This window comes from Pseudomonas sp. TE31087 (genome assembly GCF_057284075.1).
Genome location: NZ_JBXVNN010000001.1, coordinates 1537579 through 1556276 on the forward strand (window position 1 = coordinate 1537579; position 18698 = coordinate 1556276).

At 65.2% G+C, this 18698-nt stretch carries 15 protein-coding genes and 1 pseudogene; 8 read left to right on the forward strand and 8 right to left on the reverse strand.

The window, feature by feature from the left end; genetic code table 11:
• Positions 1-2: 2 nt before the first annotated feature.
• The 4 genes and pseudogenes from ureC to ACZ899_RS07025 form a co-directional block, all read right to left on the reverse strand.
• Positions 3-1706: an urease subunit alpha gene (gene ureC / locus ACZ899_RS07010; RefSeq protein WP_234561022.1), complete on the reverse strand. Its 1704-nt coding sequence runs from the start codon at positions 1704-1706 to the stop codon at positions 3-5.
• The gene (locus ACZ899_RS07015) at positions 1703-2020 is read right to left on the reverse strand and encodes an urease subunit beta (protein WP_232855380.1); all 318 of its coding nucleotides are present in this window, start codon (positions 2018-2020) and stop codon (positions 1703-1705) included. Before ACZ899_RS07015 ends, ureC begins: the two co-directional genes overlap by 4 nt.
• A 10-nt stretch (positions 2021-2030) precedes the next feature.
• Entirely contained in the window at positions 2031-2333 is a 303-nt protein-coding gene (locus ACZ899_RS07020; RefSeq protein WP_038706005.1) for an urease subunit gamma, read from the reverse strand.
• An 11-nt stretch (positions 2334-2344) separates the two neighbouring features.
• Positions 2345-3179: pseudogene (locus ACZ899_RS07025) on the reverse strand (urease accessory protein UreD).
• A gap of 283 nt (positions 3180-3462) precedes the next feature.
• Between ACZ899_RS07025 and ACZ899_RS07030 the strand changes: the two are divergent.
• From ACZ899_RS07030 to ACZ899_RS07040, 3 genes are all read left to right on the forward strand, one after another.
• Positions 3463-3831: a glyoxalase superfamily protein gene (locus ACZ899_RS07030; RefSeq protein WP_050706017.1), complete on the forward strand. Its 369-nt coding sequence runs from the start codon at positions 3463-3465 to the stop codon at positions 3829-3831.
• Positions 3828-4181, forward strand: coding sequence for a hypothetical protein (locus tag ACZ899_RS07035; RefSeq protein ID WP_234561027.1), 354 nt, complete (start codon positions 3828-3830; stop codon positions 4179-4181). The genes ACZ899_RS07030 and ACZ899_RS07035 overlap by 4 nt, the downstream gene beginning before the upstream one ends.
• A gap of 347 nt (positions 4182-4528) precedes the next feature.
• The gene (locus ACZ899_RS07040) at positions 4529-6175 is read left to right on the forward strand and encodes an ATP-binding cassette domain-containing protein (protein ID WP_234561024.1); all 1647 of its coding nucleotides are present in this window, start codon (positions 4529-4531) and stop codon (positions 6173-6175) included.
• Positions 6176-6493: 318 nt separating this feature from the next.
• On the opposite strand, the gene ACZ899_RS07045 is transcribed toward ACZ899_RS07040, so the two are convergent.
• Entirely contained in the window at positions 6494-7519 is a 1026-nt protein-coding gene (locus ACZ899_RS07045; protein WP_203646634.1) for an IS110 family RNA-guided transposase, read from the reverse strand.
• Positions 7520-8179: 660 nt separating this feature from the next.
• Here ACZ899_RS07045 and ACZ899_RS07050 point away from each other — a divergent pair.
• The 3 genes from ACZ899_RS07050 to ACZ899_RS07060 all read left to right on the forward strand — a co-directional run bounded on the left by ACZ899_RS07050 (position 8180) and on the right by ACZ899_RS07060 (position 11511).
• Positions 8180-9199: a branched-chain amino acid aminotransferase gene (locus ACZ899_RS07050; protein WP_203646838.1), complete on the forward strand. Its 1020-nt coding sequence runs from the start codon at positions 8180-8182 to the stop codon at positions 9197-9199.
• Positions 9200-9461: 262 nt separating this feature from the next.
• Entirely contained in the window at positions 9462-10142 is a 681-nt protein-coding gene (locus ACZ899_RS07055) for a response regulator transcription factor (protein WP_050706019.1), read from the forward strand.
• On the forward strand, positions 10120-11511 hold the full coding sequence (locus ACZ899_RS07060; protein ID WP_234562499.1) for a sensor histidine kinase: 1392 nt from the start codon (positions 10120-10122) through the stop codon (positions 11509-11511). The genes ACZ899_RS07055 and ACZ899_RS07060 overlap by 23 nt, the downstream gene beginning before the upstream one ends.
• A 118-nt stretch (positions 11512-11629) precedes the next feature.
• Here the strand turns inward: ACZ899_RS07060 and cysS are convergent, their stop codons facing one another.
• Positions 11630-13012 carry a cysteine--tRNA ligase gene (gene cysS / locus ACZ899_RS07065; protein WP_186714427.1) on the reverse strand — a complete coding sequence of 461 codons (1383 nt, stop codon included), beginning with the start codon at positions 13010-13012 and terminating at the stop codon, positions 11630-11632.
• 9 nt (positions 13013-13021) lie between these two features.
• Entirely contained in the window at positions 13022-14725 is a 1704-nt protein-coding gene (locus ACZ899_RS07070; RefSeq protein WP_203646844.1) for a glutamine--tRNA ligase/YqeY domain fusion protein, read from the reverse strand.
• 247 nt (positions 14726-14972) lie between these two features.
• Here ACZ899_RS07070 and ACZ899_RS07075 point away from each other — a divergent pair, with 247 nt between their 5' ends.
• Together ACZ899_RS07075 and ACZ899_RS07080 are read left to right on the forward strand one after the other, a co-directional pair.
• Positions 14973-15476, forward strand: coding sequence for a peptidylprolyl isomerase (locus ACZ899_RS07075; RefSeq protein WP_234562498.1), 504 nt, complete (start codon positions 14973-14975; stop codon positions 15474-15476).
• Positions 15473-16195: a UDP-2,3-diacylglucosamine diphosphatase gene (locus tag ACZ899_RS07080; RefSeq protein ID WP_234562497.1), complete on the forward strand. Its 723-nt coding sequence runs from the start codon at positions 15473-15475 to the stop codon at positions 16193-16195. The genes ACZ899_RS07075 and ACZ899_RS07080 overlap by 4 nt, the downstream gene beginning before the upstream one ends.
• Positions 16196-16345: 150 nt before the next feature.
• On the opposite strand, the gene pvdQ is transcribed toward ACZ899_RS07080, so the two are convergent.
• Positions 16346-18652 carry a bifunctional acylase PvdQ gene (pvdQ, locus tag ACZ899_RS07085; protein ID WP_442800037.1) on the reverse strand — a complete coding sequence of 769 codons (2307 nt, stop codon included), beginning with the start codon at positions 18650-18652 and terminating at the stop codon, positions 16346-16348.
• Positions 18653-18698: the final 46 nt, after the last annotated feature.

Sequence of the window (18698 nt, forward strand, 5' to 3'; positions counted from 1 at the left end):
CTTCAGAACAGGAAATAGCGCTGCGCCAGCGGCAGCTCGTGGGCCGGCTCGCACACCAGCAGCTCGCCATCAGCGCGCACCTGGTAGGTCTGGGCATCGACCTCGATCAGCGGTTGCAGGGTGTTGTGGAGCATGTCGGCCTTGCGCACCCGCCGGCAGCCATGGGCCACGCCGATCAGGCTCTGCAGCTTCAGTTCATGGGATAGGCCACGGTCCACGGCGGCCTGGGGCAGGAAGGTCATGCGCGTGGCATGCCGCGCCGCGCCCAGGGCGCCGAACATCGGCCGGTAGTGCACCGGTTGCGGGGTCGGGATCGAGCCGTTGATATCGCCCATCGGCGCCGTGGCGATCATCCCGCCCTTGAGCACCAGGGCCGGCTTTACCGCAAAGAACGCCGGCGCCCACAGCACCAGGTCGGCCAGCTTGCCCACCTCCACCGAACCGACTTCGTGGGCGATGCCGTGGGTCAATGCCGGGTTGATGGTGTACTTGGCGATGTAGCGCTTGACCCGGAAGTTGTCGCTGTAGGCGCCGTCCGGCGCCAGCGGGCCGCGGCGCAGCTTCATCTGGTGCGCCACCTGCCAGGTGCGCAGCACCACCTCACCGACCCGGCCCATGGCCTGGGAATCGGAGGAGGTCATGGCGAAGGCGCCCATGTCGTGGAGGATATCCTCGGCGGCGATGGTCTCGCGGCGGATGCGCGACTCGGCGAAGGCCACGTCCTCGGCAATGCTCGGGTCCAGGTGGTGGCAGACCATGAGCATGTCCAGGTGCTCGTCCACCGTGTTCACGGTGTAGGGCAGCGTCGGGTTGGTCGAGGACGGCAGCACATTGGCCTGCCCCGCCGCGCGGATGATGTCCGGCGCGTGGCCGCCGCCCGCCCCTTCGGTGTGGAAGGTATGGATGGTGCGCTCGCCGATGGCGGCCAGGGTATCCTCGATGCAGCCCGACTCGTTGAGGGTGTCGGTGTGGATCGCCACCTGGATGTCCATCTCCTCGGCCACCCCCAGGCAGCAGTCGATGGCGGCGGGCGTCGAGCCCCAGTCTTCGTGCAGCTTGAGGCCCACGGCACCGGCGGCGATCTGCTCGCGCAGGGCCTCGGGCCGCGAGGCGTTACCCTTGCCCAGCAGGCCGATGTTGATCGGCAGGCAGTCGGCGGCCTGAAGCATGCGCGCCAGGTACCAGGGGCCGGGGGTGCAAGTAGTGGCGTTGGTGCCGGTGGCGGGGCCGGTGCCGCCGCCGATGAACGTGGTCACGCCGCTGGTCAGCGCCTCTTCCACCTGCTGCGGGCAGATGAAGTGGATATGCGAGTCGATGCCGCCGGCGGTGACGATCTTGCCTTCGGCGGCGATCACCTCGGTACCCGGCCCTACAGGCACCGTGACACCAGGCTGCACATCGGGGTTGCCGGCTTTGCCGATGGCGGCAATACGCCCGTGCTTGACACCGATATCGGCCTTGACGATGCCCCAGTGGTCGATGATCAGTGCGTTGGTCAGCACCAGGTCCATGGCCTGCGCCGCGAGCATCTGCCCCTGGCCCATGCCGTCGCGGATCACCTTGCCGCCGCCGAACTTGACCTCCTCGCCGTAGATCGTGAAGTCCTTCTCCACCTCCACCCACAGCGCGGTATCGGCCAGGCGCACACGGTCGCCGACGGTGGGACCGAACATGTCGGCGTAGGCCTGGCGGGAAATGCGGCTCATGCCCTGCCCTCCAGCGCGCCCATCACCTTGCCCTGGAAACCGTACACCTCGCGCTTGCCGGCATAGGCCACCAGTTGCACGGTGCGCGCCTGCCCCGGTTCGAAGCGCACCGCGGTGCCGGCCGGTATGTCCAGGCGATAGCCACGGGTCGGCTCGCGCTCGAATACCAGGGCGTCGTTGACTTCATAGAAGTGGTAGTGCGAGCCCACCTGCACCGGGCGGTCGCCATGGTTGGCCACGCTGACGCTGACAGTCTGGCGGCCGAGATTGAGCTCGATGTCGCCCGCGGCGACCTGGACTTCTCCGGGGATCATGCCGGCTTCCTCAAACGATGGGTTCATGCACGGTCACCAGCTTGGTGCCGTCGGGAAAGGTCGCCTCGACCTGGACGTCGTGCAGCATCTCCGGCACACCGGCCATCACCTGTTCGCGCACCAGCACCTCGCGCCCCAGGCTCATCAGCTCGGCTACCGTGCGGCCATCGCGGGCGCCTTCGAGTACCGCGGCGCTGATCAGCGCCACCGCTTCCGGGTAGTTGAGTTTCAGGCCACGGGCCAGGCGCCGCTCGGCCAGCAAGGCGGCGGTGAACAGCAGCAGTTTGTCTTTCTCTCGCGGGGTCAGCTCCATGGCGGCTCTCTTCAGGTGGCCCAGATGCGCGGCGGGCACGGCGCCAGGCCGAGCACGGCCGGGCGCAGCAGGTGCCAGAGGCGCTGCAGGTTACGTTGCAGGTGTTGGTTGTCATGGTCGAGCAGGCGGATCACCAGCAGCGGGCCGAGCAGGGTCGCGCCGGCGGGCGTGGCCAGTTCGTCGAGGGCCTGGCGCACCTGGTCGAGCAGCGCCTGGTCGGCCGGCGCGGCGCAGAACGTGGCGATCAGCGGGTGCCCGGCCAGTTTGTCCAGGTGCCCGCCTTGGATGCGCAGGCGCTCGTGCAGGCCGGGCTCACCGGGCAGTTCGATGCGCAATCGGCTATCCAGGGCGCCCTGTTCGAAGCGCTCGCCCATCACCGGGCGGCCCAGGCACAGCGTCTCCCAGGCCAGCAGGCGGGCACCGGGCTCGAGGGTGAAGCGGCTGTCCAGGCAGGCCCGCGCACCGTTGAAGAAGATGCTGTCCTGGGGCAGCCACTCCAGGGTGCTGCCGGCGGCGAGGTGAAAGCGCTGGGCCAGGCGCGCGGTGGGGCCAATGCTGCGGTAGAACTTGCTGGCGCGCGGGCATGGTCAGCAAGGCGTGGCTGCCGGTCTCCAGGTGGATGTCCAGCTCCAGGCGGTCACCAGCAACGATCCCGCCGGGCGGGTGCAGCACATAGACATGGCACGGCGCGCCCTCCGGGTAGAATGGTCGCTGCACCAAAAGAGGTCCGACATGACGGCGCGCACCAAGGCGGGTCACGCCCTCGCGCTGGACGAAGCGCAACTGCAGATGGGCGCTCCAGCCCGGGTCTGCCTGCGGTGGGTCGATCTGTTGCGCCAACGACATCCTGGAACCCCTGAAATCCGTGGCCTGGCGGCCGGATTGAGGGTCAAGCGCGGGGGCTTGCGGGCACGCCGGGCTGACCACTCGATCAATATTCGCTGATGGGATATAGCAGGGAGCGGGCCAACTGCGCAGATGAACGATGATGAAACTTTCGAACCGTCAGTCATGCCGCAAGGCTGCGGCCCAGAGCGGCTGCGCCCCGGCGCGCAATTCGGGTGCCAGCCTCGATGGCGAAGTGCGCTAAAGTGACCACCCTGCCCTTTTTCGAGCCAAGGACGCCACCATGCAATTCGCCCCCGCCATTCCGATCCTGCGGATCTTTTCGGTCGACAAGGCCCGGGAGTTCTACCTCGACTTCCTCGGTTTCCAGCTCGACTGGGAACACCGCTTCGCCCCGGACCTGCCGCTGTACATGCAGGTCCACCGCGACGGTCTGATCCTGCACCTGTCCGAGCACCACGGCGACGCCACGCCGGGCGCGGCAGTGTTCGCCCGGGTCGAGGACCTCAAGGCCCTGGAGCGTGAACTGCTGGCCAAACAATACGGCTATGCGCGACCGCACGCCGAGGCAGTCGATTGGGGTCTGGAGATGCAGGTCGCCGACCCGTTCGGCAACCGCCTGCGCTTCTGCCAGCAGATCGACAACGTCTGATGGCCGGCGGCAAGCGTGCCCTGGCGCGCCTGGAGCGGGAGATGGTCGCCTGCCTGACCGAGGCCTGCGCCACCGCCCAGGGCGAGATCGTCGGTTTCGCCTGGCTCACCCACCAGGTGGACCTCGACGACTTCCCCGCCAGCCTGCGCATCACCTGGGTGTTCACCGACGACACCGACAAGGCCCGGGCCCTGGCCGGCACGGACAAGGCGCGGATGATCGCGTTGACCGCCCAGGCGCTGAGCGACGCGGGGATCGAGCTGGACCATGTGGCCTGGCATGTGCGCTTCGACAGCGAAGAGGCATGCTGTCGCGATCATGGCGGCGACTGGAACCGGCGTTTGCGCTGAGCCCTTCAAGCCCTGCGCGGTCCCTGTAGGAGCGGCCTCGTGCCGCGAAGGGGGCGCGTAGCGGCCCCAGGTTTTCAGCGTTGACGCATCAATCGCCGGGGCTGCTACGCAGCCCTTTCCGGCCGGTCCGACGCCTCGGCAAGGCCGCTCCTACAGGGGATTGCGCATGTGCTGACGACGCGCATAGGCGAAAACGTTGCCTTCCAACGCGTTGCTGGACTAGTCTTGCACCCATTCCACACCACGAGGTATTCGTCCAATGCGCCATTGATGCCGCCGTCAGCCTGACGGCCAGTCTTCAGCCTCCGGTTCACACCGGGGATGTCGCGGCATGAGTGGAGTTGTGCATGACGAACTCGTCGATCCTGACGCTGGACAGCGTCACCCTGGTCCTGCCCGATGGCAGGCCACTTTTCACCGACCTCAACGAATCCTTCGACCTGCGCCACACCGGCCTGGTCGGACGCAACGGCGTGGGCAAGAGCTTGCTCGGGCAACTGCTGGCCGGCCTGCGCGAGCCCAGCCAGGGCCACTGCCTGCGCCATGGCCGGGTGCATCATCTCGACCAGCAGGTACTCGCCAACAGCGCCACTCTCGCTGACCTGGCCCGGATCGGTGGCACCCTGCGCGCCCTCGAACGGATCGAACGCGGCAGCATCGACCCGGCGGACTTCGACGCAGTCGACGATCGCTGGGACATCCGCTCGCGATTGCAGGCCCAGTTGCAACGCCATGGCCTGGGTCATCTCGACCCGCACTGCCCGGCCAATCGCCTGAGCGGCGGCCAGGCCATGCGCGTCGCCCTACTCGGCGCCTGGCTGAGCGAGGCCGACTACCTGATCCTCGACGAGCCAAGCAACCACCTGGACAGCAGTGCCAGGGCCATGCTGCATGACATGCTCCAGGGCTGGGACAAGGGCCTGCTGGTGATCAGTCACGATCGGGCACTGCTCGGGCACATGGCACGCATCGTCGAACTGTCGCCCCTTGGCTTGCGCGCCTATGGCGGCGATTTCGCCTTCTACCGGCAGCAGAGCACCGCGCAGGCCGAACTGGCCGCGCAGGAATTGCTGCGCCTCAAGCAGCAACGTCAACGCCAGGCCCTGGCATTGCAACGTCAGCGCGAGAATCTCGAGCGTCACCAGGCCAGTGCCGGGCGCCAGGCCAGGCAGGCGAACCAGGCGCAGATTCTGCTCGACCGCCAGCAACAGCGCAGCCAGGCCACCGCCGGGCGCCAGCGCCGCGAGCAGCAAGACGCCAAGGTGGCGCTGGACGCACAGGTGCGCCAGGCAGCGCGCCAGGTCGAGCGCGAGGTACCGATCATACTGCACGCCCCCATGCCGCAACGGCATGCGGGGCGCGAGGTGCTGGCCCTGGAGGGTTTGTGCCTGCCACGGGGCACGACGGATGCGCTGGACCTGCGCCTGTGCCTGGGCCAGCGGCTGGGGGTGGTGGGCGACAACGGCAGCGGCAAGTCCACCCTGTTGCGGGTGCTGGCCGGTGAACTGGCGCCGCGCGCGGGCAGCCTGCGGCTGACTGGCGAAGTGGCCCTGCTCGACCAGCATGGCAGTTGCCTGGGGCCACGGCAGAGCGCCCTGGAACATCTGCGCGCCGCCAATCCGCGCCTGCCCGACGACGAACTGCGTCGTCGGCTGGCGCAGCTGGGCATCGACGCGGCACGCATCACACTGCCCGGCGCCCTGCTCAGTGGCGGCGAACGGCTCAAGGTCGCGTTGGCTGCCGTGCTGTACCGTGAACAGCCATTGGACCTGCTACTGCTCGATGAACCGAACAACCACCTCGACCTGCCGTCGCTCGAGGCGCTGGAGCAGTTGTTGCGACAGTTCAAGGGGGCGCTGCTGGTGGTCTCGCATGACCACGTTTTTCTGGAAAACCTGATTCTGAAGGACTATCTGCGTTTAGGCTCATCCCTTTCAAGGTCTTTTGGCGCGAGGGCTATTGACCGCATCAGGGCTACCAGGTGTTCGCCTTAACGCTTGCAGCGCCTATCAGATCGAGCGCCGCCCGCGCGGCGCATCGCGACGCAAGGCCGCTCCTACATCTATGGTTACCCCCATTTCTGCAATACTGTACTGAGATGTGCGTGAGTTTGGTTTGCGTCAATCTATACGGCGTCGTGTGGGAGGTTGGTCCCGCGCCTCGATGAAAATCGCGCCCGACGAGCCTAGATATTTGTTCGGCTTCTGAAGCCGAGTAGGAGCTCAGGTTGATCGCCAGGCCGGTATACCGTTCACGTCATCTGTGTGCAGCATCGCAAAACCAGGTGGGTTGTTACTCGTGTGTCTGCAGGGTCAAGCGTTCATGGCGCTTGACCCTGCATCAAATTCGCTGTGGTGTGCCGTGATGGCCCAGGCGATTCGGGCCAGTTTGTTGGCGATAGCGCACACCACCAGGTTGGGGTGGTGAACACGTAGCAAGCCACGTACCCAGTCCGCCAGCTTGCCGGTTTTGCGCTCCAGCCCAATCAGATAGACCCTCGCGCACTGGATCAGCAGTCGTCGCTGATTGCCGTCGCCCCGCTTGCTGATTCGCCCCAGGCAAGGTTTGCCGCCTGTCGTGTGCTGCCTGGGAACCAGGCCTATGGAGGCTGAATAATTTCGCCCACAGCGGAACTGCTTACCATCACCCAATTCCGCAGCCAGGGCGGTAGCGGTGATCGGGCCAATACAAGGTATCGACATCAAACGGGAAGCAAGATCATCGCTAACGGCCTGGCTATGCACTTCCTTGTCCAGAGCCTTGATCCGATCATCGAGATAGCGGAAGTGGGCATGTAGGTCCAGCAACAGCTTCTTGATCAACGGTGAGAAGGTACTGTCGTCCAGCAGAATGGGGAGCTCCCGGACCGCCTTGAAGGTGGGTGCCAAACTGACCCCCACCTCGAGCAAATAAGCGTGGATGCGGTTCATGGTGGCAGTACGGTCTCTGATGAAGCTGTCGCGCAGTGAATTGAGCATCGCCAGCGCCTGCTGGGCCTCGGTTTTGGGAGGCACGAAGCGCATCTGATCGCGGGTTGCCGCCTCACCGATAGCGGCAGCATCGGCAAAGTCATTCTTGTTGCTTTTCACGTAGGGGCGAACGAACTGTGCGGGAATAAGTTTGGGCGTATGACCCTGTCTCGTCACCTCTCGCGCCATGAAATGAGAGCCACCACAGGCCTCCATCGCCACCGTACAGGGCGCAAGATTGGCAAGGTGGCGAATGAGTGACTCACGGTTGAACCTGCGGTGATAGAGCTCATGACCCCGATCATCCTGAGCGTGTACATGGAAGCTCAACTTTCCCAGGTCGATGGCGATGATGGCGACAGTGTTCATGGCGTTGCACTCCGATAGGCACCCTGTGAAAGCTTAGAGGGCTGACACAGGGTGGGGCGGGGGTAGCCATTTCATTATTTGTTGCAACGTGCCAAACCTGTCAGGCCATGGTTACCCGCCTTGGTGCAAGTCGTGAGACAGGTGAGGCGCCAGTGGTGCCCACGCTGAAACCGCGTCGTACCAACAAGGCGTCCCAGGTAATGTCACAGGATTGACTGGCCCGAAACAGATGCAGGAGCGGCCTTGCGTCGCGATGCGCCGCGCGGGCGGCGCTCGATCTGACAGGCGCTGCAAGAGTTACGGCGAACACCATGAAAGGCCTGGCGTTTAGGCTGAATACTCAAAGACATGTCTGACTAACATCCGACAACCTTCAGAATCCTCCAACACATCATTCGGAAGTCGGGGTCTTTAGCAACATCCCCCTGCACGGCAATGTTCCTGGCCAAGGTAAATTCCAAGGAATGTGGATGTGCAGTTCTGCACAGGCTCAGGCCTGTTCGTTCATCGTAATCGCCATCGCGACAGCGACTGACCCGAACGTACACGCCCGGCGGATTGTGTGACTGGCCGTTCCCGATCCGCGCCGGATGTATTATGGTGGCGGGGTGCGCATATAAAAGCAGCCCGCCGTGTTCGGGCCAGAGCAATGAGGGTGTCATGAGTAACGAAAGCATTAACTGGGACAAGCTGGGTTTCGACTACATCAAGACCGACAAACGTTACCTGTCCGTATGGCGTAACGGCGAGTGGGACAAGGGCACCCTGACCGAAGACAACGTGCTGCACATCAGTGAAGGCTCCACCGCCTTGCACTATGGCCAGCAGTGCTTCGAAGGCCTGAAGGCCTACCGCTGCAAGGACGGTTCGATCAACCTGTTCCGCCCGGACCAGAACGCCGCGCGCATGCAGCGCAGCTGCGACCGCCTGCTGATGCCACGGGTCTCGACCGAACAGTTCATCGAAGCCTGCAAGCAGGTGGTCAAGGCCAACGAAAAATTCGTGCCGCCGCACGGCAAGGGCGCGCTGTACCTGCGTCCATTCGTGATCGGCACCGGTGACAACATCGGCGTGCGCACCGCTCCCGAGTTCATCTTCTCGGTCTTCGCCATCCCGGTCGGTTCGTACTTCAAGGGCGGCATGACCCCGCACAAGTTCCTGATCTCCGACTACGACCGCGCAGCCCCGCAAGGCACCGGCGCAGCCAAGGTCGGCGGCAACTACGCGGCCAGCCTGCAACCAGGCTACGAGGCCAAGAAAGCCGGCTTCGCCGACTGCATCTACCTCGATCCGCTGACCCACAAGAAGATCGAGGAAGTCGGTTCGGCCAACTTCTTCGGCATCACCGCCAACGACGAATTCGTCACGCCGAAGTCGATCTCGGTATTGCCGGGCATCACCCGCCTGTCGCTGATGGAACTGGCCGAATCGCGCCTGGGCCTGAAAGTGATCGAAGGCGACGTGGAAATCGACAAGCTCGACCGTTTCATCGAAGCCGGCGCCTGCGGCACCGCCGCGGTGATCACGCCGATCGGCGGCATCCAGTACAACGGCAAGCTGCACGTGTTCCACAGCGAAACCGAAGTCGGCCCGGTCACCCAGAAGCTCTACGCCGAGCTGACCGGTATCCAGAGCGGTGACGTCGAAGCCCCGGCGGGCTGGATCGTCAAGGTCGCCTGAAGCATCCGCCTGAAGTGACGATGGGGCATGCCAGCGATGGCATGCCCCATTTTTCTTAGAACCTCCACGCCCCCCTGTAGGAGCGGGCTTGCCCCGCGAAACAGGCACCGCGTTGCATGGCACCGGCTTCGCCAGTCTTCGCGGGACAAGCCCGCTCCTACAGGGGAATGCGTCTCCCATACAGCCAGATGAATTTTTCTTAAATCGCCGGTTGTCTATTCTTTGGCACAATCAGGTCTCCACTCGCCGCCCAGGAACCAGCATGCCTCGCGTACTGACCATCGAAGACGACGCCGTCACCGCCCAGGAAATCGTCGCCGAACTGTCCAGCCACGGTCTGGAAGTCGACTGGGCCGACAATGGCCGTGAAGGCCTGGCCAAGGCCATCGCCGGCGGCTACGACCTGATCACCCTCGACCGCATGCTGCCCGAGGTCGATGGCCTGACCATCGTCACCACCCTGCGCAACCTGAAAATCACCACGCCGATCCTGATGATCAGCGCCCTGTCGGACGTCGACGAGCGCGTGCGCGGCCTGCGTGCCGGCGGCGACGACTACCTGACCAAGCCGTTCGCCTCCGACGAGATGGCCGCCCGGGTCGAGGTGCTGCTGCGCCGCAACAGCGTGCCGATGACCCAGACCCGCCTGCAGGTCGCCGACCTCGAGCTGGACCTGATCAGCCACGAGGCGCGCCGCGGCGAACAGGCGCTGAACCTGCTGCCCACCGAGTACAAGCTGCTCGAGTACCTGATGCGCCACTCCGGCCAGGTGATCACCCGGATGATGATCTTCGAGGAAGTCTGGGGCTATCACTTCGACCCGGGCACCAACCTGATCGACGTGCACATCGGCCGTCTGCGCAAGAAGATCGACTCGCCCGGGCAGAACCCGCTGATCCGTACCGTGCGGGGCTCCGGCTATGCCATTGCCGAACCCGTCTAAGGGCTGGAGTTCCTCCACCAGCCGCCTGCTGGCGCTGTACAGCTTCCTGTTCGTGGCCTGGAGCAGCATCCTCATGGGGGTGCTGTACTTCGAGGTCACCAGCTACCTGAACAAGCTCACCCGCCATTCCATGCTGCAACGCCAGCACCTGTTCGCCCACATGAGCGGCAAGCAGCTGGACGACGCGCTGATCGCAAGCCAGGCCTTCGAGGAACGCAGCTTCGACGCCTACGGTTTGTTCGACACCCAGCTCAACCCGATCGGCGGGCGCATCCGCACGATACCCTCGGAGCTGGGCCTGGACGGCAAGGTCCACGAGCTCAAGCGCTGCCTGGACGCCGACGACCCCCACCTGCCCCGCGACAGCTGCGACGCCGTGGCGATCAAGGTGCAGGACGGTCGCTGGCTGGTGCTGGTGCGCGACAATGGCTCGCTGTTCGTGGTCACCCGGATCATTCTCGACGCGCTGCTTTGGGGCATTTCCCTGACCCTGATTCCAGGCTTCGCCGGCTGGTACCTGCTGCGCCGCCGACCGCTCAAACGCATCCGGGCGATCCAGGCCCAGGCCGAACTTATCGTCGCCGGTGACCTGACCCACCGCCTGCCGGTGTCGGTGCGCCGCGATGAACTGGACATGCTGGCCGCCATTGTCAACGCGATGCTCGACCGCATCGAAAGGCTGATGCATGAGGTCAAGGGGGTCTGTGACAACATCGCCCACGACCTGCGCACGCCCCTCACCCGCCTGCGCGCACAGCTCTATCGCATTCGCCAGCAAAGCGGCGCCGACTCTGCCGAAGGCGCAGCGCTGGACCAGGCGATCGGCGAGACCGACACGCTGATGGCGCGCTTCCGTGGCCTACTGCGCATCAGCGAACTGGAAGACCGCCAGCGTCGCGCCGGCTTCGTCCAGCTTGACCCGCAGGCCTTGCTGGTGGAGCTGCACGACTTCTACCTGCCACTGGCCGAGGATGGCGGCATCCGCCTGCAACTGGAGCAGCCCGCACAACTGGCGGCCCTGCATGGCGATCGGGAACTGCTGTTCGAGGCCCTGGCCAACCTGGTAGGCAATGCGATCAAGTTCACCCCGCAAGGCGGTCAGGTGCGCATGGTCGCAAGCGAGGACGATCAAGGCGTGCATATCGCCGTCGAGGACAGCGGGCCGGGGATTCCGGCGGATGAGCGTGAGGCGGTGTTGAAGCGCTTCTACCGCAGCGAGGAAGGCCATCGTCACCCGGGGTTCGGGCTGGGATTGTCGATCGTCGCGGCGATCGTCGACCTGCATGGGTTCGGGCTGGAGGTGGCCAGCAGTGCGCTGGGTGGGGCAAAGCTGGTGCTGCATTGCCCATTGGCGGGGCCGGCAAAGTAGCAGCCTGAAAAGCATCGCGGGGCAAGCCCGCTCCCACGTTGACACCCAATAGCAGGTGCGTCGACGTGGGAGCGGGCTTGCCCCGCGATTGGGCCGCACAGCGGCCCCGGTTGCAGTATCAGTCAGCCAGGCGCCAGGTGGTGGTGCCCTTGCTGTCTTCCAGCACCACGCCCATGGCCGTCAGCTGGTCGCGGATGCGGTCGGACTCGGCCCAGTTCTTGTCGGTGCGTGCCTGCAGGCGCGCCTGGATCAGCGCCTCCACTTCGGCGGCATCGACCTTGCCCTCGGCACCGGCGCGCAGGAAGTCATCGGCTTCCAGCTGCAGCACGCCCAGCACATCCCCCAGCTCACGCAGGCGACCGGCCAGGCCGGCGGCGGCCTCGGGGTCGCTGTCGCGCAGGCGGTTGATCTCGCGCACCAGGTCGAACAGCACGGCGCAGGCTTCCGGCGTGCCGAAGTCGTCGTTCATCGCCACGGTGAAACGCTCGACGAATGCCTCGCCACCCTTGGCCGCGACCCGCGGCAAGCCGCGCAGCGCGTGGTAGAAGCGCTCGAGCGCGCCCTTGGCGTCGCGCAGGCTGTCCTCGGAGTAGTTGATCGCGCTGCGGTAGTGGCTGGCCACCAGCAGGTAGCGCACCACTTCCGGGTGGTACTTGTCGAGCACGTCGCGGATGGTGAAGAAGTTGTTCAACGACTTGGACATCTTCTCGCCATTGATGCGGATCATGCCGCAGTGCATCCAGGCGTTGGCGTACTGCTTGCCGGTGGCCGCCTCGCTCTGGGCGATCTCGTTCTCGTGGTGCGGGAACTCCAGGTCGCTGCCGCCGCCGTGGATGTCGAAGCTCTCGCCCAGGCAGCAGGTGGACATCACCGAGCACTCGATGTGCCAGCCCGGACGGCCCGGGCCCCACGGCGAATCCCAGTAAGGCTCGCCGGGCTTGACGCCCTTCCACAGGACGAAGTCCAGCGGGTCCTGCTTGGCCTCGTCGACCTCGATGCGGGCGCCGATGCGCAGGTCTTCGATCTTCTTGCGCGACAGCTTGCCGTAGCCGACGAACTTGCCGACCCGGTAGTACACGTCGCCGTTGCCCGGCGCGTAGGCATAGCCCTTATCGATCAGGGTCTGGATCATCGCGTGCATGCCGGGGATATGGTCGGTGGCACGCGGTTCCAGGTCCGGCGGCAGGATGCTCAGGCGCCGCTCGTCCTCGTGCATCGCATCGATCATGCGGGCAGTCAACGCGTCGAACGACTCGCCGTTCTCGTTGGCCCGGTTGATGATCTTGTCGTCGATGTCGGTGATGTTGCGCACATAGGTCAGCTCATAGCCGCTCTTGCGCAGCCAGCGGGTGACCAGGTCGAAGGCCACCATGCTGCGGCCGTGGCCCAGGTGGCAGTAGTCGTACACGGTCATGCCGCACACGTACATGCGCACCTTGTTGCCGTCCAGCGGCTTGAAAACTTCCTTGGTCTTGCTCAGCGTGTTGTAGATGGTAAGCACGAAGGTTCCTCAGCTGCCCCACGAATCGCGCAGGGTCACGGTCCGGTTGAATACCGGGCGACCCGGCTGGGAGTCTTTCAGGTCGGCGCAGAAGTAGCCTTCGCGCTCGAACTGGAAGCGGTCTTCTGGCTGGGCCTGGCCCAGGGAAGGTTCCGCGCGACAACCGCTGAGCACCTGCAGCGAATCGGGGTTGATGTTGTCGAGGAAGCTGCCGCCGTCTTCGGTCTTCTCCGGGTTGGCGGAGCGGAACAGGCGGTCGTACAGACGCACTTCGCACTCGACGCTGCCTTGCGCCGGCACCCAGTGGATCACGCCCTTGACCTTGCGGCCCTCGGGGTTCTTGCCCAGGGTGTCCGGATCGTACGAGCAGCGCAGTTCGACGATGTTGCCGCCTTCGTCCTTGATCGCCTCGTCGGCGCGGATCACGTAGCTGCCGCGCAGACGCACTTCACCGGCCGGCTCCAGGCGCTTGTAGCCCTTGGGCGGCTCTTCCATGAAGTCGTCGCGGTCGATGTACAGCTCGCGGGCGAACGGCAACACGCGCACGCCCATGTCTTCCTTCGGGTGGCGCGGCAGTTCGAGCTGCTCGACCTGGCCCTCGGGGTAGTTGGTGATCACCACCTTCAGCGGGCGCAGCACGCACATCGCGCGTGGCGCGGTGCGGTCGAGGTCGTCGCGGATGCTGAACTCGAGCATCGCCATGTCGACCACGCCGTCGGAGCGGTTGGTGCCGATCATCTCGCAGAAGTTGCGAATCGAGGCCGGGGTGTAGCCGCGACGGCGATAGCCCGACAGGGTCGACATGCGCGGATCGTCCCAGGCCTCGACGTGGCCTTCGTCCACCAGCTGCTTGAGCTTGCGCTTGGAGGTGATGGTGTAGTTCAGGTTCAGGCGGCTGAACTCGTACTGGCGCGGGTGCGCCGGCACCGGCAGCTTGTCGAGGAACCAGTCGTACAGCGGACGGTGACTTTCGAACTCCAGGGTGCAGATCGAGTGGGTGATGCCTTCGATGGCGTCCGACTGACCGTGGGTGAAGTCGTAGTTGGGGTAGATGCACCACTTGTCACCGGTCTGGTGGTGGTGGGCATGACGGATGCGGTACAGGATCGGGTCGCGCAGGTTCATGTTCGGCGAGGCCATGTCGATCTTGGCGCGCAGCACGCGCTCGCCGTCCTTGAACTCGCCGGCCTTCATGCGCGCGAACAGGTCCAGGTTCTCCTCGACGCTGCGCTCGCGGAACGGGCTGTTCTTGCCAGCCTCGGTCAGGCTGCCGCGGTATTCCTTGGCCTGCTCGGGGGTCAGGTCGCAGACATAGGCGTTGCCCGACTTGATCAGCTCCACGGCCCAGGCGTGCAGTTGCTCGAAGTAGTCCGAGGCATAGCGCACCGGGCCTGCCCACTCGAAGCCCAGCCATTTGACGTCACGCTGGATGGAGTCGATGTACTCCTGGTCTTCCTTGGCCGGGTTGGTGTCGTCGAAACGCAGGTGGCAGGCACCGCCGAATTCCTTGGCCAGGCCGAAGTTGACGCAGATCGACTTGGCGTGACCGATATGCAGGTAACCGTTGGGCTCCGGCGGGAAACGGGTGACGATGCTCTGGTGCTTGCCCGAGTCCAGGTCGGCCTGGACGATCGGCCGCAGGAAGTTCACAGGGACGGCGGGTGCGCCTTTGGCAGCGGCGTTTGGCGCGTTGTCGGCAGTGGGCTTGCTCATAGTGTCCTTGAATGCAGGTAGCCGGCCGGGTAGGCCGATTGAATCAAAGCGCCTATCATAGCCGAAGCAGTCAAGCTGCTGACAGCCGGAGCACCGACAAAGTGGCGCGTTTTGTCGCCGCAGCGGTCTACAATCCGGCACAATGGCGCCCCAGTGGCGTGTGCCGCGGCGGCCTGATCCTGCGTCAGGTCATCCGAGCGCACCGCGCACCCTATTTCCCGAATGCCTTGAAAGAGCGAATTTCAGCATGTCCAAAGTCAAACTGAGCACCAACCACGGCGATATCGTCATTGAACTGAATGACGAAAAAGCCCCGATCACCGTGGCCAACTTCCTCGAATATGTGAAGGCCGGGCACTACAGCAACGTCGTGTTCCACCGTGTGATCAAGGGTTTCATGATCCAGGGCGGCGGTTTCGAGCCAGGCATGAACGAAAAACGTGACAAGCGTGCCAGCATCCTGAACGAAGCCGACAACGGCCTGAAGAACGACAAGTACACCATCGCCATGGCCCGTACCATGGAGCCGCACTCGGCCTCCGCGCAGTTCTTCATCAACGCCTCGAACAACGACTTCCTCAACCACAGCGGCAAGAATGTCCAAGGCTGGGGCTACGCCGTGTTCGGTAAAGTGACCGAAGGCACCGAGGTTGTCGACGCCATCGAAAAGGTCGCCACCGGTTCCAAGTCTGGCCACCAGGACGTACCGAAAGAAGACGTGATCATCGAGAAAGCCGAGATCATTGAGTGATACTGCTGATCTCCGATCTGCACCTGCAAGAAGAACGCCCGGACATCACCCGGGCGTTTCTTGATCTGCTCGACGGCCGCGCCCGCCACGCCAAGGCGCTGTACATCCTTGGCGACTTCTTCGAGGCCTGGATCGGCGACGATGCGATGACGCCGTTCCAGCAGTCGATCTGCCAGGCCCTGCGCCGGCTGAGCGACAGCGGCACGACGATCTACCTGATGCACGGCAACCGCGACTTCCTCATCGGCCAGGCGTTCTGCGACGCCGCCGGCTGCACCCTGCTGGCCGACCCCAGTGTGGTCGAGCTCGGTGGCGAGGCGGTGCTGCTGATGCACGGCGACACCCTGTGCACCCGCGACGTAGCCTACATGAAGCTGCGCCGCTACCTGCGCAACCCGCTGACCCTGTGGGTCCTGCGGCACCTGCCGCTGGGCACGCGGCACAAGCTGGCGCGCAAGCTACGCAGCGAAAGCAGTACGCAGGTGCGCATGAAGAGCACCGAGATCGTCGATGTCACCCCCGAGGAAGTGCCCAAGGTGATGGCCGCCCATGGCGTGCGCACCCTGGTCCACGGCCACACCCACCGGCCGGCGTTGCACAAGCTGGTGGTCGACGGCCAGCCGGCGCGGCGTATCGTGCTGGGGGACTGGGATCGTCGGGGCTGGGCGTTGCAGGTGGACGAACAGGGCTTCCAGCTGGCGCCGTTCGAGTTTTCCTGAACGACAGACGCTTGCCCCCTGTAGGAGCGGCCTTGTGCCGCGAAAGGGCTGCAAAGCAGCCCCGGCGATCTTTGCATAATCGCTGAAATCGGGGGCCGCTTTGCGGCCCTTTCGCGGCACGAGGCCGCTCCTACATCATCTGACGCCGGATCACTGAGCGCTGACCACGCGCCCCTTATCCCGCTCACTGATCACATACTGCCGATACTGCGGATCAGCCTTGATCTGCGCCTCGGTAAACGGGATCGGCGCCAGTTGCTTGGCCGCGAAGGCCCGCGTCTGGTCGGCGGCATGCGCCGACGCCTTTTCGCTCGACAGCGAGAACGCCAGCAATCCCTGAGCCTGTGGCCCTTGCTCGGTGAAGCTGACCACCTGCAGATAGCTCGAACCACTGACCACCAGGCGCTTGCCCGGCCCCACCGGCACACTGACCATCGCGTTGTAGACCCCCAGGGCCTGCGGACCGCCAGGCACCGGTGTGCCATCGGCAGCCTGCTGTATCTGCCCCCAACGCTGATCGGCGGCGATGCCCGCCTTGCCCACCTGCTCCAGCGACGCCAGCGCCGCCTCGCGCAGCAGCTTGCCTACCGCGGCCTGCTCCACCGCCAGGCTACGCGGGGTGTGCTGCGGGTCGGCCGGATCGAACGGCACGCGCCAGCTTTGCGGGTGCTCGGCCAACGCGCCGGCGATGTTCATGAAATGAACCAGGCCGACACTGCTGTCCAGGTCGGCCTTGCCGTTCCAGTCCCGCAAGCTGGCACACACTGGCTCAATATCCGCCTCCACGCCCTTGCACCATTGCAGCAGGTCCGGCAACAGCAGGCTGGCCTGGTACACCTCGTCATCGAACACCATGCGCTGCAGCTCGGCGACACCCAGCTTGTCCCTGCCCTGCAGGCGCTGCAGGGCAAAGCGGCTGCGCATGCCCAGGGGCTGGTCGGCACGGCTGACCAGTGGCGAGAAACCGGTCAGCGGCTGGGCCGGGTTGGCCATCCACGCCGAGTCGTTGGCGTGCTGCACATAGTCACGGCGCTCCAGGCTCGGCAGCAGGTTCGCCGGGAAGATCCCCGGCTGGGCCGCCTGCGCATCGACCTTCCACTGGCAGGTGCTGCGCGAGCCATCGAGCACCACCAGCGGGCCAGACGCCGCCGGATTGCTGCACTGCGCCAACAGCGCCTGGTCGACATAGGGCACCACCGACTGGTTCAGGTACAGGGCCTGGCCGGCGGCATCCACCGCCAGGGTGTTGACCCAGGGGATACCCTGCAACTGCCCCACCGAGGCCTTGAGCGCCTCCAGGCTATCGGCGCGGTTGATCCGGTACCACTGCTGCAGCACCCGGGTATTGTCCAGGTTGGCGTCGCGCAGGCTGTAGGCCACCTGGTTGTCCCAGTCCAGCCGCCCTGGCCACTGCACCACCGGGCCGAACTTCGACAGGTGGATGGTGCGTTCCACCTCGCTCAGCGTGCCGTCCTCGCCCTTGACCGTGACCTTGAGCGGCTTGCGCTCGAGCGGCAGCGACTGGCCGTCATACAGGTAACGGGTCGCGTCCTTGGGATCCAGTTGCAGGCGGTAGAGGGTGAAATGCTTCGAGGTGTCGACGGTATGGGTCCAGGCCAGATGGCGGTTGAAGCCGATGTTGACCACCGGCAGGCCCGGCAGGGCCGCGCCCATCACATCCAGCTGCCCGGGGATGGTCAGCTGCATCTGGTAGAAGCGCATCCCGCCGATCCAGGGGAAATGCGGGTTGGCCAACAATAGCCCGCGCCCATTGGCCGAACGCTCGCTGCCCACCGCCACGGCGTTGCTGCCACGCTCGGCGGCGAACTGCGCCTGGCGCGCGAGGGCCATGCCGTAGTCGACCGCCGGGCGTTGCGCCGCCAGCTTCGGCGGGGTCGCGGCCACCACCGCCTCGACGAACTGGCCGACACCACCTTCGGCCAGCAGGCGCCGGGTCAGCTTGACCAGGTCGCGGCTGCTGATCGGTCGCACCCAGTCCCCTGCCCCGCACTCGGCCGGCAGGCCCTGGGCGCGCCGCTCGCCCAGGGCACGGTTATAGCCGCTGGCGTAGCCGTCGAGCAGGTCACGCACCGCCACCGGTTGCGCCTGCAGGAAGGCGTCCACTGCCGCCGATTCGTTCAGCCAGGTGAAGAACAGGTCGCTGGACAGGTTGTCGCGCTGCTCGACCGTCTTGGCGTCGCCACCGAAATAGCGCGAGCGCTCGCCATTGACCGTCAGCACCTCGTTGGCCAGCAGGCACAGGTTGTCCTGGGCGTAGGCATAGCCGATGCCGTAGCCCAGGCCGCGTTCGTCCTTGGCCAGGATATGCGGCACGCCAAAGCTGGTGCGGCGGATCTGCGCAGAGGCCTCGTCGGCGACCTCCCGTGCCTGGACGGCCAGGCTGGAGGCAACCAGGGCGGCGGCAAGGCCCAGGCGGAACAGGGGAAGAGGGATCACAGGCACTCCTCGTGCTATCGGGGTCATCCCGAACAGACGAATGGCC

Coding starts and splice junctions, on each gene's coding strand:
- ACZ899_RS07045 (WP_203646634.1), bottom strand. CDS start 7,519: ATGAACACTGTCGCCATCATCGCCATCGACCTGGGAAAGTTGAGCTTC.
- ACZ899_RS07020 (WP_038706005.1), bottom strand. CDS start 2,333: ATGGAGCTGACCCCGCGAGAGAAAGACAAACTGCTGCTGTTCACCGCC.
- ACZ899_RS07075 (WP_234562498.1), top strand. CDS start 14,973: ATGTCCAAAGTCAAACTGAGCACCAACCACGGCGATATCGTCATTGAA.
- ACZ899_RS07070 (WP_203646844.1), bottom strand. CDS start 14,725: ATGAGCAAGCCCACTGCCGACAACGCGCCAAACGCCGCTGCCAAAGGC.
- ureC (WP_234561022.1), bottom strand. CDS start 1,706: ATGAGCCGCATTTCCCGCCAGGCCTACGCCGACATGTTCGGTCCCACC.
- ACZ899_RS07055 (WP_050706019.1), top strand. CDS start 9,462: ATGCCTCGCGTACTGACCATCGAAGACGACGCCGTCACCGCCCAGGAA.
- ACZ899_RS07060 (WP_234562499.1), top strand. CDS start 10,120: ATGCCATTGCCGAACCCGTCTAAGGGCTGGAGTTCCTCCACCAGCCGC.
- ACZ899_RS07030 (WP_050706017.1), top strand. CDS start 3,463: ATGCAATTCGCCCCCGCCATTCCGATCCTGCGGATCTTTTCGGTCGAC.
- ACZ899_RS07040 (WP_234561024.1), top strand. CDS start 4,529: ATGACGAACTCGTCGATCCTGACGCTGGACAGCGTCACCCTGGTCCTG.
- ACZ899_RS07015 (WP_232855380.1), bottom strand. CDS start 2,020: ATGATCCCCGGAGAAGTCCAGGTCGCCGCGGGCGACATCGAGCTCAAT.
- ACZ899_RS07050 (WP_203646838.1), top strand. CDS start 8,180: ATGAGTAACGAAAGCATTAACTGGGACAAGCTGGGTTTCGACTACATC.